This window comes from Vibrio iocasae, assembly GCF_042245395.1.
Classification (GTDB): domain Bacteria; phylum Pseudomonadota; class Gammaproteobacteria; order Enterobacterales; family Vibrionaceae; genus Vibrio; species Vibrio iocasae.
Genome location: NZ_CP145310.1, coordinates 1,709,541 through 1,723,019 on the forward strand (window position 1 = coordinate 1,709,541; position 13,479 = coordinate 1,723,019).

General features: G+C 45.5%; 8 protein-coding genes. 6 read left to right on the forward strand and 2 right to left on the reverse strand.

Features of this window, described 5'->3' with window-relative positions; all coding sequences use genetic code 11:
- Positions 1-153: 153 nt before the first annotated feature.
- Both glpK and SNR28_RS07675 read right to left on the reverse strand, forming a co-directional pair.
- Positions 154-1,659: a glycerol kinase GlpK gene (gene glpK / locus SNR28_RS07670; protein ID WP_375748620.1), complete on the reverse strand. Its 1,506-nt coding sequence runs from the start codon at positions 1,657-1,659 to the stop codon at positions 154-156.
- Positions 1,660-1,723: 64 nt separating this feature from the next.
- Positions 1,724-2,578 carry an MIP/aquaporin family protein gene (locus SNR28_RS07675; RefSeq protein WP_375748621.1) on the reverse strand — a complete coding sequence of 285 codons (855 nt, stop codon included), beginning with the start codon at positions 2,576-2,578 and terminating at the stop codon, positions 1,724-1,726.
- Positions 2,579-2,917: 339 nt separating this feature from the next.
- Between SNR28_RS07675 and SNR28_RS07680 the strand changes: the two genes are divergently transcribed.
- The 6 genes from SNR28_RS07680 to SNR28_RS07705 all read left to right on the forward strand — a co-directional run bounded on the left by SNR28_RS07680 (position 2,918) and on the right by SNR28_RS07705 (position 13,409).
- Positions 2,918-3,679 (forward strand): DeoR/GlpR family transcriptional regulator, encoded by a 762-nt coding sequence (locus SNR28_RS07680; RefSeq protein WP_375748622.1) that lies wholly within the window; start codon positions 2,918-2,920, stop codon positions 3,677-3,679.
- A gap of 217 nt (positions 3,680-3,896) precedes the next feature.
- Positions 3,897-5,552 (forward strand): anaerobic glycerol-3-phosphate dehydrogenase subunit A, encoded by a 1,656-nt coding sequence (gene glpA, locus SNR28_RS07685; RefSeq protein WP_375748623.1) that lies wholly within the window; start codon positions 3,897-3,899, stop codon positions 5,550-5,552.
- A 1-nt stretch (position 5,553) separates the two neighbouring features.
- Complete coding sequence (gene glpB, locus SNR28_RS07690; protein WP_375748624.1) at positions 5,554-6,894, forward strand: glycerol-3-phosphate dehydrogenase subunit GlpB; 1,341 nt, start codon at positions 5,554-5,556, stop codon at positions 6,892-6,894.
- The gene (glpC, locus tag SNR28_RS07695; RefSeq protein ID WP_375748625.1) at positions 6,891-8,141 is read left to right on the forward strand and encodes an anaerobic glycerol-3-phosphate dehydrogenase subunit GlpC; all 1,251 of its coding nucleotides are present in this window, start codon (positions 6,891-6,893) and stop codon (positions 8,139-8,141) included. The genes glpB and glpC overlap by 4 nt, the downstream gene beginning before the upstream one ends.
- 378 nt (positions 8,142-8,519) lie before the next feature.
- Positions 8,520-10,967 (forward strand): chitinase C-terminal domain-containing protein, encoded by a 2,448-nt coding sequence (locus tag SNR28_RS07700; RefSeq protein ID WP_375748626.1) that lies wholly within the window; start codon positions 8,520-8,522, stop codon positions 10,965-10,967.
- Between the two features lie 102 nt (positions 10,968-11,069).
- Positions 11,070-13,409: a glycosyl hydrolase family 18 protein gene (locus tag SNR28_RS07705; RefSeq protein WP_375748627.1), complete on the forward strand. Its 2,340-nt coding sequence runs from the start codon at positions 11,070-11,072 to the stop codon at positions 13,407-13,409.
- The last annotated feature ends 70 nt before the right edge of the window (positions 13,410-13,479 follow it).

Sequence of the window (13,479 nt, forward strand, 5' to 3'; positions counted from 1 at the left end):
GTCATTGAAATAGATAATTAGCCCACTATCAGATACCTAAACCATCTATCACATTAATATCACGAACAGCTTCGAACGAACATTTTCAATGCTCAAAGCAAAAAAAGCCCCGCAGAGCGGGGCAATTACGTTTAGGAACAAAGGTTTAGATTATTATTCAGCTTCAGACCATGCACGTACACCGCGTACTGCACGTTTCCAGCCGTTGTAACGCTCTGCACGCTTCTCTTCATCGTGAGAAGGTTCAAACGTCTTGTCGATTTCTGCTTTGTCAGATACATCGTCGATGCTATCCCAGAAGCCAACTGCCAGACCAGCAAGATATGCTGCACCAAGTGCTGTTACTTCCGTTACCTTAGGACGTAGAACCTTAGTATCAAGGATGTCTGACTGGAACTGCATTAGGAAGTTGTTTGCTACCGCACCACCATCAACACGTAGAGTTTCTAGCTTGATGTTAGAGTCAGCCTGCATCGCGTCGATAACGTCGCGGCTCTGGTAAGCAATACTTTCTAGTGTTGCACGGATGATGTGATCACGACCTGTACCACGAGTCATACCTACGATAGTACCGCGAGCGTATGCATCCCAGTAAGGAGCACCAAGACCAGCAAATGCAGGTACAACGTAAACGCCGTTACAAGAATCGATCTTAGTTGCGAAGTACTCAGAATCTTTTGCATCGTTCAGAAGTTTCATTTCGTCACGTAGCCACTGGATAGATGCACCACCCATGAATACAGAACCTTCTAGTGCGTATGCAACTTCACCCTTAGGACCACAAGCAAGAGTAGTAAGTAGACCGTTCTGAGACGTTACTTTCTCTTTACCTGTGTTCATTAGCAAGAAGCAACCAGTACCGTATGTGTTCTTCGCCTGACCTGGTTCTACACACATCTGACCGAATAGTGCAGCTTGCTGGTCACCAGCAATACCAGCAACAGGGATACGAGTACCGCCTTTACCACCAATGTTTGTTTCGCCGTATACTTCAGAAGAGTTCTTCACTTCAGGCATCATAGACAATGGGATGTTGTACTCTTTAAGGATCTTCTCATCCCACTGAAGAGTATTGATGTTGAACAGCATTGTACGAGATGCGTTAGTGTAATCAGTTACGTGTACACGTCCTTGAGTCATCTTCCAAACTAGCCAGGTATCAACTGTACCGAATAGTAGTTTACCTTCTTCAGCCAGCTCACGAGCACCTTCTACATTGTCAAGAATCCACTTAACTTTTGTGCCTGAGAAGTATGGGTCAAGTACAAGACCTGTGTTCTCTTTGATGTATGCTTCCAAACCATCGCGTGTTTTTAGCTCATCACACATAGATGCTGTACGACGACACTGCCAAACAATCGCGTTGTAAACTGGCTCACCAGTTTCTTTGTTCCAAACGATTGTTGTTTCACGCTGGTTAGTAATACCGATACCTGCGATTTCGTCTGAACGGATACCTTTTTGACCTAGAGCTTCAACCAGTGTTGAGCTCTGAGTTGCCCAGATTTCCATTGGATCATGCTCAACCCAACCGGCTTCAGGGTAGATTTGTGTAAACTCGCGCTGTGCAACACTTACAATGTTTGCATCGTGATCTAAAACTACTGCACGGGAGCTTGTTGTACCCTGATCCAGAGCGACGATATATTTCTTAGTCATAGGTGAGTCCTTCGTTTCACTTTTATTAGAAGTATAATTCTTTAATTTCACGTTATTCGATTAGTTAAGCGTTTGCGTTTTCTTTCGCAGTCGCTTCTTCTTTAGCACTTACTTCTTCCTCTTCAGAAGCAACGCCTGGTGCATACTTACCTACCATGTTCGGATATAGCCATCCGCCAAGTAGAGCACCACCAATAGGAGCCAGAATTGGAACGATAAAGTAAGGGATATCTTTAGCGCCTGTTAGTGCGTGATCCCAACCAGCAAGGAATGCGAACAGTTTCGGACCAAAGTCACGAGCCGGGTTCATTGCAAAACCTGTTAGAGGACCCATAGCACCACCAATAGTCGCAACCAAAAGACCAATTAGTAGAGGAACCATTGCACCATTCGGTCCACCATTTTTCTCATCAACAAGAGCAAGGATACCGAACATCAGAACAGCAGTAATAACGAACTCAACAAGTACAGCGCCACCAAATGATAGAGAAGGGTTAGGGTATGTGGAGAATACACCTGCTGTTGCTAATGCTTCAGGGGTATTTCTTGCAACACCATTTGCAACTTCCCATTCCACAAACAAGTTCGCGTATAATGCATATACTAATGCTGCTGCACAAAACGCTCCCGCAACCTGAGAAACAATGTATGGAACTACTTTGTGCTTCTCAAAGCCATGGAATGCAGCCAGTGCAATCGTTACTGCTGGGTTAATATGCGCACCAGATACGCCTGCTGTACAATATACTGCTAGTGCAACTGCTAAACCCCAGATGATGCAGATTTCCCAATGCCCCAGAGGAGCACCTGCAAGAACCAAAGCAGCAACACAACCAGCACCCCAGAAGATAAGTAAACCGGTACCGATGAATTCCGAAATACACTGTCCCATCAGTGTATGGTCTTTTTTATTAGCCATAATTATTTCCCTTTGAACGTATTTCACTATCCCACGATGATAGTGTGGCTATGATTCTAACTAAAAGAACGCATTCGAAAATGCGCCAACCTCTCAAATGTGCGTACGAACATAGAAAATGTTCTAAATATGTTCAAAATTGTTAATCGAAGCACATTTTGTTGCAAATGCCCCTTTAGGGGGATATATATCGAGCATAAACGCGTTATTTTAAGCCCAAAATGAGCATAAATTCACAATTAAGAAACATTATACTCACAAACAATTAATGTTTAAAAATTTGGTCAATAGCAGTAAACTCGGAAAAACAAAAGGTTGTATGGAAGTGAGGAAAAATTCTTGAAAGCTATTAAACGTCATCAAGAAATCATCGAATTGGTTAAAGCTCAGGGTTATGTCAGTACAGAAGATCTGGTAGAAAAGTTCGATGTAAGCCCACAGACCATTCGTCGCGACTTAAATGAACTGGCTGATCTCAATAAGATAAAGCGAAATCACGGTGGAGCAACTATCGTAACCAGTTCAGAAAACTCTTCTTACCAAACTCGAAAGGTATCTAACCAGGGCGAAAAAGAGAGAATTGCTTCAAGACTGGTAGAGCACATACCGGACGGCGCTACTTTATTTATCGATATTGGCACAACACCAGAAGCGATATCTAAAGCACTATTAAAGAGTCACAGTAACTTGCGCATAGTGACGAACAACATTAATGCAGCATCAATATTAATGGTAAAACAAGACTTTAAGGTCATACTCGCTGGCGGTGAAGTTCGAAGCCGAGATGGTGGTGTCACCGGTGAAGCGACCATGGATTTCATCTCTCAGTTCCGATTGGATTTTGGCATATTGGGTATCAGTGGTATTGACTACGACGGCTCCCTACTCGATTTCGACTATCACGAAGTACGCGTCAAAAAATCCATTATTGAAAACAGTCGAAGTGTCTTCCTGGGTGTGGACCACAGCAAGTTTGGCCGAAACGCTATGGTGAAACTGGGTGGTATAGAAGAGGTCGATTTGGTGATCACCGACGAAAAACCACCAGAAGAAATATGCTCACTTCTGAAAGAAAACGATGTTCAAATCGAAATAGTCTAACCTTCGAAAGCCTTACATTGATTAAAAAACCAGCCATCCCGGCTGGTTTTTTTGTCTCCGATTGGCCATATCTCTCATTTCTCCATAATAATTTAACGCGCATTTCTATATAACCCATCAGTATTAATGCTCGAACGAACATTTGTGAGCAAAATCGCGAACGAAAACGCAATTTAATGGCACAATAAAAGTGCGTAAATTATTTTGTGAGATGGCAATGAAACCGACAGCTCGATATGAAACCGAAGTCATTATTATAGGCGGTGGTGCTACAGGGACTGGCATAATGCGAGACTGCGCCCTACGTGGCATTGACTGTATCTTATTAGAAAAAGATGATCTGGCATCTGGTACAACAGGCCGAAACCACGGCCTATTACACTCTGGTGCGCGTTATGCAGTAACAGATCAACACTCAGCAAAAGAGTGTATTCAGGAAAACTTAATTCTTAAGAAGATAGCTCGCCACTGTGTTGAAGACACAGAGGGATTATTCATCACGTTGCCTGAAGATGACATCAAGTTTCAAGACACCTTTGTAGAGTCATGTCAGTCAGCAGGAATAGAAGCCCAGCGTCTAACACCAAAAGAAGCATTGATGCTAGAGCCAAACACTAACCCAGAGTTAATTGGGGCGGTGAAGGTGCCTGATGGAACGTTAGATCCATTCCGACTATGTGCTTCTAACGTTCTTGATGCGAAAGAGCATGGTGCTCGTTTATTCAGCCACTCACTCGTGACTTCTTTGATCCGCGAAGGCGAACAGGTTATTGGTGTTAACTGCGTTAATACGCGCACGAAACTTCCTTTCCAGGTATTCGCGCATGAAGTGATCAATGCAGCTGGTATCTGGGGTCAAAATATTTGTGAATATGCAGATCTAAACATCAAGATGTTCCCTGCAAAAGGTTCACTTCTGATTCTGGATTACCGAATCAACAATCTGGTTATCAACCGTTGCCGTAAACCGGCAGACGCCGACATTTTGGTACCGGGTGACACAATCGCGCTTATTGGTACCACATCCGAACACATCGACTATGACCAGATCGATGATCTTCACGTTACAGCGGATGAAGTGGATGTGTTACTGGAAGAAGGTGCGAAACTGGCACCAATCATGAACAACACTCGTGTGCTACGAGCATACGCTGGTGTCCGTCCACTCGTTGCTGTTGATGATGACGGAAGCGGCCGAAACATCAGTCGCGGCATCGTCTTGCTTGACCATGAAGAGCGCGATGGCCTGAAAGGTCTTACAACCATTACTGGTGGTAAGCTGATGACTTACCGTCTTATGGCAGAAATGGCAACAGACACCGTTGCGAAGAAACTTGGCAACACTAAAGCTTGTGAAACTCATACCAAGCCACTACCAGGTTCAAATGAAACACCTAAACAGGTTAAACGCACTGCAAGCATCGCGAAGCCGGTTTATGAGTCTGCAATATACAGACATGGTGAACGTGCGATGTCTTTCTTATCTGAACAACCAAAAAGCCAGGCGATCATTTGTGAATGCGAGATGGTAACAGCTGGCGAAATCGAATACGCAATTAAGAAATTGGATGTTCACAACCTTGTAGACCTTCGCCGTCGTACCCGATTAGGCATGGGCCCTTGTCAGGGCGAGCTATGTACTTACCGCGCTGCCAGTCTGTTCAAAGATTACGGAGATATCAGCGGACACGAGTCAGGTCAGTTGTTAGTCGACTTCCTTGAAGAGCGATGGAAAGGCATTAAACCTATCTTCTGGGGTGATGCACTGCGTGAAGCTGAATTCAGCTACTGGATTTATGAAGGACTATTTGGCGCAGGCGATGTGCCTCCGGAGCAAACTTCAATGCTCAGCCATGTAGGAGAAGAACAATAATATGATGAACTACGACGTAATAATTATCGGTGGTGGTGTTGCTGGATACTCGGCTGCACTCAAGTGCCTCGAAAACGGACTAAAGACAGCCGTAATAAGTAGCGGTCAAAGTGCACTGCATTTTTCATCTGGCTCGGTCGACCTGCTCACCCACTCCCCGGTGACAAACAAACCGATTAGAAAGCCGCTTAACGAAATTCAAAAGCTGGAATCTGAGTTGCCTGCTCACCCATACGCTAAGCTTGGAGCGCAAAAGGTTGAGAAAGCCCTAAACTGGTTCCAATACAAGATGGAGCAGCAAGGTCTGCCTCTATATAAGCAAGATAGCGGTGATAACCACTACCGCATCAGCACTATGGGTACGCTAAAACCAACCTGGCTTTCACAACCGTACGTGAAACAAATCGATTTCGATTTTAAAGCTCTGGAAGGGATTAAAAGAGTCATTATGATCTCTATGGATGGCTTCAGAGACTTCCAGCCGCAGATCGCTCAAGACAATTTAGGCAGATACGCTGAGTTCAACGGCATTGAAATCAAGACTGCAAACATCAGTCTGACTGCTTTTGGACAGCTTAACCGCAACCCTCACGATTTCCGCTCTATTGATATCTCTCGTATTCTACGGGACGAAGTACAGTTTAAAGAGTTTGCAAATCAGCTGACCTCAGCGGCAAATCCGGACGACTTAGTCATGATGCCTTCCATCATGGGCAATGGCGATGGTTTGAAACTCATGGGTAAACTGAAAGAGTACACCAATCTTCAGTTCCATGAAGTACCGACTATGCCACCATCACTACTGGGTATCAGGATCGAAGATATACTGATGCGCTCATTTATCAAGGGTGGCGGTAGCCTGCACAAAGGTGATGAAGTTCTAAAAGGTGACTTTGAAGAGAAAGATGGTGAGCTGAAACTTGCCCGAATCCATACCAAGAAAATGGGCGATCTTACTCTTTCTGCTGACCACTACGTTTTTGCTACTGGTAGTTTCTTCAGTAAAGGGCTGGTTGCTCAACAACAAGACATCATCGAGCCTGTGTTTGATCTTGATATGTGCGATATCGGCAAACGTTCTGAATGGCATCAGCATGATTTCTTCAGCCAGAGCCCTCATGCCTTCTTAGGCTTCGGTGTAGAAACTAACGAAAGGTTCTTACCTTCTATTGAAGGAAAAACAGTGAAGAACCTTTTCTGTGCCGGTTCAATTCTGGCCCATTACAACCCTGTTGCACATGGCTGTGGCAGCGGTGTTGCAATCAGTACCGCATGTAATGCTGTAGACAATATTCTTCAGGAGCTTCAGGAAGAGATGCAATTAACGGAGGCGACAGCATGAATATCGCCCAAAGAATCCCAACCCGATCCATAGATCCGGTAGATAACCGAGACACGACTTTTGATCACTGCATAAAATGTACGGTTTGTACTGTGTACTGTCCGGTTGCAAAGGCAAATCCAGAATACCCGGGTCCAAAACAGTGTGGCCCAGATGGTGAAAGACTTCGCTTAAAAAGTCCTGAGTTTTATGACGACATCTTGAAATACTGCACCAACTGTAAGCGTTGTGAAACCGCTTGTCCTTCCGGTGTTCGCGTTGGCGACATCATTGCTGTTGCGAGAGGAGAACACGGTAAGAAACCAATGAATCCGAAGACAGTCAGGGACTTTGTATTAAGTCATACCGATCTGTTTGGTTCGATTGCAACGCCAGTTGGCCCAATCGTTAACAAGATGACGGAAATTCCGCTTGTTAAGAAGGTGATGCATAAAACCATTGGTGTTCATGACCATAAATCGTTACCAAAATATTCTCACGGTACTTTCCGTAGCTGGTACAAGAAAAAGGCACCGGATCAGGCGCAATTTGAAAAACACATTAGCTACTTCCATGGCTGCTATGTGAACTACAACCATCCACAGTTGGGTAAAGATTTCCTAAAAGTATTGAACGCTATGGACTATGGTGTGCAATTACTTGATAAAGAAAAATGCTGTGGCGTACCGTTAATTGCAAATGGTTTCCACGCTAAGGCGAAGAAAAACGCTGAGTTTAATGTTAAGCATCTGGAAAAAGCCGTTGAAAGTGAAACCAAAGCAATACTTTCAACGTCATCGACTTGCTGCTTTACACTTCAGGATGAGTACCCGCATGTTCTGGGCGTAAACAACGATAAGGTTGTAAACAAGATCAGTTTCTTCAGCCGATTCCTTCTGCAGGAGTTTATGAACGGCAATATGCCGAAGATGAAACCATTAAACAAAACCATTGTTTACCACACACCTTGCCACCTGGAACGAAGCGGTGAAGTTGTCTTCACTATTGAGCTTCTGAAGATGATCCCAGGTCTGAATGTCGTTGTACTGGACAGCGAATGCTGTGGCCTTGCCGGAACCTACGGATTTAAGGAAGAGAACTACGACGTATCGATGAGAATCGGGGCAAGCTTGTTCGAACAGATTAACAGTTCAGATGCAGATTACGCCATCACCGACTGCGAAACCTGTAAATGGCAAATTGAAGAGAACACAAAGCTAGACTGTATTCACCCAATTAGCCTGATAGCAGAGGCGTTAAATAACTAATTCATTGTTCAACTTTTCTTTACTGCAAAACTAAAACTATACCCCCTCGATGTTTTGCTTTTTGGCCTCCAATTTGGAGGCCATTTTTTTATGCGATGAAAAGCTATTTACTCTGAAACCGCAGCTCACTTTCTAAATATTCCTCCCTTCAGAAATTCATGTCATTACCATGACAACATCTGTCTCAATACTTGGTTGCTGGTGCAAATTATACCGGACACTGTTGCATATAGATTACATATTCGGTTGAAGTGACTCCTAAGTTTACATGCAACTTTATGAATATTTTCCGGCTGATTCTATGGTTAATTCGTGATGCAACCAAAGCAGAACATAAAACTAAGAACATTCTTTCCAGATGATTTTTAAGGAAAAAATATGAATCGACAGGACTTTTACAAAAGGGAAAATGCACTTTTTTCGTTAAGTTCACTAACAACATCATGTCTATTGGCTCTAGGAGTGATATCAAGCTCAGCTACCGCGACTACACTGACGAACCATGAAGCATGCCGTCCGGATGGGTTACATCAAACACCAGGAGTCACTGTACCCTACTGTACCGTTTACGATCAGGATGGACGTGAACTAATGGGTATCGATCACCCAAGGCGGGTCATTGGCTATTTCACTAGTTGGCGAGACGGCAATGACCCACAGGCACAATATCTCGCCAGCAATATCCCGTGGGAGCAGTTAACACACATCAACTACGCCTTTGTAAGCATCGGATCAGATGGCAAAGCCAATATAGGAGACATCAACGCGCCGGATAACGCTGCGGTAGGGAAGGAATGGCCGGGTGTAGAGATCGACCCTGCACTTGGTTTTAAAGGACACTTTGGTGCACTGGCCACAGCTAAAGCCAAACATGGTGTTAAAACGCTGATTTCCATTGGTGGTTGGGCTGAAACTGGTGGGCACTTTGATATCAATGGTAATCGAATAGCTGATGGTGGCTTTTATACCATGACAACCAATGCTGACGGTTCCATCAACCACGCAGGCATTGAAACATTCGCCACGTCAGCCGTTGAAATGATGCGAAAGTACAAATTTGATGGACTGGACATTGACTACGAATACCCGACATCAATGGCCGGCTCGGGCAACCCTGATGACGCTAGTTTTATGGAACCACGCAGAGCGTATTTATGGGCATCCTATCAGGAGTTGATGAAAGTTCTTCGAGAAAAAATCGACCGAGCTTCTGCGCAAGATGGTCATCACTATATGTTAACCATTGCCGCACCTTCATCAGCTTACCTTCTCCGTGGTATGGAAACCTTCGATGTCACTAAGTATCTCGACTATGTAAACATCATGACTTACGACCTGCACGGGGCATGGAATGACCACGTTGGCCACAACGCCGCACTTTATGATACCGGCAACGATTCTGAACTCGCGCAGTGGAACGTCTATGGAACCGCAGCATACGGTGGAATCGGTTATCTGAATACTGACTGGGCCTATCACTACTTCCGGGGGTCAATGCCGGCAGGGCGAATCAATATTGGCGTTCCGTACTACACCCGTGGTTGGCAGGGAGTAACTGGTGGTACCAATGGTTTGTGGGGAAGAGCAGCCTTGCCAAATCAGAGTGAATGTCCTCCGGGCACAGGGGTTGGTGAGAAAAACAAGTGTGGCTACGGTGCTACGGGTATTGACAACATGTGGCATGACAAAGATGCACAAGGCAATGAAATGGGTGCTGGCTCCAACCCTATGTGGCACGCCAAGAACCTGGAAAATGGCATCTATGGCTCTTATGCCACAGCCTACAGTTTAGACCCGACTAATAATCCAGAACACCAACTTACAGGTACCTACACACGCCACTTCGATAATGTTGCGGTTGCACCGTGGCTCTGGAATGCCGATAAAAGTGTCTTCCTCTCTCTGGAAGATAAACAATCTATTGATGTGAAAGCAGACTACGTTATCGACAAAGAAATCGGTGGCATTATGTTTTGGGAACTTGCCGGTGATTACAACTGTTATGTTTTGGATGCCAACGGCAACCGGACGTCGGTCGACCTGTCAGAACAAGCTTGTGCATCCGGAAACGGTGAGTACCACATAGGTAACACCATGACCAAAGCGATACATGACAAGTTCAAATCTGCAACACCATACGGGAACAAGGTTGCCGTACTTCCTACTCCGGCGGAAACTCTGGACATTGGCGTTGCCATTGGTGGGTTCAAGGTTGGGGACCAAAACTACCCGATCAACCCTAAAATCACCTTCACCAACAATACTGGTCACGAACTACCGGGAGGAACCGAATTCCAGTTCGATATTCCAGTTTCTGCACCGGACAACGCGAAGGATCAATCCGGAGCAGGATTGGCGGTTATCTCTTCGGGTCACACACGCGCTGACAACATTGGTGGCTTAGACGGTGTTATGCATCGAATCTCTTTCTCACTTCCTAATTGGAAAAGTTTACCCGCTGGCGGAACCTACGAGCTGGATATGGTGTACTACCTACCAATTTCAGGCCCATCAAACTATAGCGTCAATGTAAACGGTGTTGAGTATGCCTTTAAGTTTGAACAACCTACCCTGCCTGTTGGTGATATCTCTTCCGGCGGCAATACAGGAGGAGGGAACAGCGGTGGTGGCACCGACGGAACCTGCGATACCACAGGCGTCAATGTTTACCCGGATTGGCCTCAGACCAACTGGGAAGGCAAACCTAACAATGCTGGTGCCGGAGATCTGATGGTTCATAACGGTACCGTCTACAAAGCAAAGTGGTGGACAAACTCGGTACCTGGCAGTGACGACAGCTGGGAAACGATCTGTTCCGTTCAGTAAGCCATATCCATAAACGATCCCTCAAAAATGCGGGTGTTCACGCACCCGCCAAAACAATACCTATTAAGTTGAAATTGCTTTATTTACTATCCGGAGAAGATAATGAAATCTAATACATTAAAAAGGAATACCCTCGCCTTAGCGATCACAACTAGCATGACCGCAGGACTGGCTTTTACTGCACAAGCCGCTCCGACTCATGACAAACAAGTTATTGGCTATCTCACACAATGGGAAGCATGGAAAGGTTCAGCCGATGGCTTCACTGTAAAAGGTGAAGCTACACATCTGAACGTCAATATGGATATCTACTCCATTCTCAATTTCTCGTTCTTTGGTGTTGCCAAAGATGGCTCGCTTCACTCAGGGGATTTACGCAACAAATCAATATATCAACCAGATGCGGTTCAGGAGCCTGGCCCCCTACTTCATCCTGATGTCTATTCAAGCTGGGACTTCCATATTCTTTGGGGAGAGCTTGAGTATGTGCACGAGTTTCCCGGAACCGGAGCCTGGGAAGCAGAAAAACGCCAGCAAGTTGAAGCGGCTGGTTTTGTAAAGTTCGGCAATGGCTGGAAGCATGAACCATCGGGCGTTACAGGTCAGATGCCCATCCCTTTACCCAAAGAAGGTGGCGCTCCGGGATTAATCGATCTGGCTCACCAAAATGGTGTAAAAGTGATGGCTTCGCTCGGTGGCTGGTCAATGTCGAAACATTTCCCGGAAATGGCAGCCGATCCGGTTAAAAAACAGAGGTTCCTTGAAGATATCGATAAATTACTGGCGTTGGGGTTTGATGGTATCGATATCGACTGGGAATATCCGGGTACTGGCGGGATGAACTTCGCAGGCAGTCCTGAAGACTACGCAAACTTCGAACAACTGATGGAAGATATTCGGGCTAAAATAGGGCCCGACCGACTGCTGACTGCGGCTTTTTCTGCATCACCTGCGAAGCTGGAAGGTTATAACTGGCCTCGCCTTGTCGCATCAATGGATTACTTCAACATGATGACCTACGACCTGAACGGTGGTTGGTCAAATATCACTGGTCATAACGCACCTCTATATCCTTATCCTGAAGAAGAATACCCGAACCTAACTCTTGATGATCTTCGAATCTGGATGGATGCAAAAGGGATACCTTCAGAAAAAATTAACTTTGGTGCTGCCTTCTATGGTCGCGGTGTTCAAACTACCGAGGCACTTGCTTATGTCGGGGCCCCGACGGAAAAACGCATGGTTAATTTTGCGGTTGACGGTCCCACAAACTCATCGGTGGACTTAACTAACTGGTCTAACTTTGAAGGGCAACCGAGCTACAATTATATTCTGCAAAAACAGAGTGGCTGGATAAAAGGCTGGGATGTGAATGCCGAGGTGCCTTACATGGTCAACGGGAAATTCTTTCTAAGCTATGACGATGTCGAATCGATAGGTAAAAAGGCGCAATATATTTCAGATTATAATCTCGGTGGCGTAATCGTATGGCAGGTACACGGTGATATTAAGTGTGAAGGTACTTTCATTAAATATGGTTCTAAACTTAGTCAGTGTACGAATCTGAGCTCGCCTTTAGCTGAAGAGATGGACCGCGTATTCAACGCTAATACGGTTCCAAATGCAGCACCAGTGTTAACGGTTCCCGGGATGCAAACTGCCAACGCAGGGCAAACTATTACATTCGCAGTTTCTGCAACGGATGCAGACGGGGATGCGCTCTCGTTCAGCGTGATAAACGCACAAATCAGCGACAATGGCGACGGAACGGCTTTGGTTACCTATACTGCACCAACAGTGGGTAAGGATCAGGTCGATATTGTGAAGGTTTCAGTGTCTGATGGTCGCAAATCGGTGTCTTCTGATGTCACCATCAATGTGAAAGGTGATGGTACGATTACCAACACAGCCCCAACTATCACAGCTCCGGGAAGTGTCGATGCGCAAAGCGGTCAAAACGTTGTTATTGCCGTAACCGCTTCTGACGCTGATGGTGACTCTCTTATCTATACTGCTTCGCAAGGCACAGTTACACCGACAGCAACAGGGGCAGACATCGAATTTACCGCCCCTGTCGTTGATACCGATACCCAAATACCATTAACGGTGACGGTGTCTGATGGCAATCTCACCTCAAAAGCTACTGTCACGGTGAATGTGAAAGCAGGATCTGCCTATCCTGTCTGGGATGCTGCAACACCGTATAAGACAGGAACAACCGTTGTTCATAATGGTGTAGAGTACACGGCCAAATGGTGGACCGAGGGAGAAGAACCCGGAGTCGCAGATGTTTGGGCTAAAGAATCCGGTACTGGCTGGAATGCTTCGAAAGCTTATCAAGGTGGTGACCAGGTCGTCTATGAAGGAAAGACCTATCGAGCAAAACACTGGACCCAGGGCGATGCTCCCGGAAATCCTGCTGGCCCTTGGGAGTTAATCTGACGCCTGAGTGTTAAGCATTAAATATGTTGTGGCCTCTTCTGAGGCCATTTTTTGTTTGTTCAGATATGTT

Coding starts and splice junctions, on each gene's coding strand:
- glpK (WP_375748620.1), bottom strand. CDS start 1,659: ATGACTAAGAAATATATCGTCGCTCTGGATCAGGGTACAACAAGCTCC.
- glpA (WP_375748623.1), top strand. CDS start 3,897: ATGAAACCGACAGCTCGATATGAAACCGAAGTCATTATTATAGGCGGT.
- glpB (WP_375748624.1), top strand. CDS start 5,554: ATGATGAACTACGACGTAATAATTATCGGTGGTGGTGTTGCTGGATAC.
- SNR28_RS07700 (WP_375748626.1), top strand. CDS start 8,520: ATGAATCGACAGGACTTTTACAAAAGGGAAAATGCACTTTTTTCGTTA.
- glpC (WP_375748625.1), top strand. CDS start 6,891: ATGAATATCGCCCAAAGAATCCCAACCCGATCCATAGATCCGGTAGAT.
- SNR28_RS07705 (WP_375748627.1), top strand. CDS start 11,070: ATGAAATCTAATACATTAAAAAGGAATACCCTCGCCTTAGCGATCACA.
- SNR28_RS07675 (WP_375748621.1), bottom strand. CDS start 2,578: ATGGCTAATAAAAAAGACCATACACTGATGGGACAGTGTATTTCGGAA.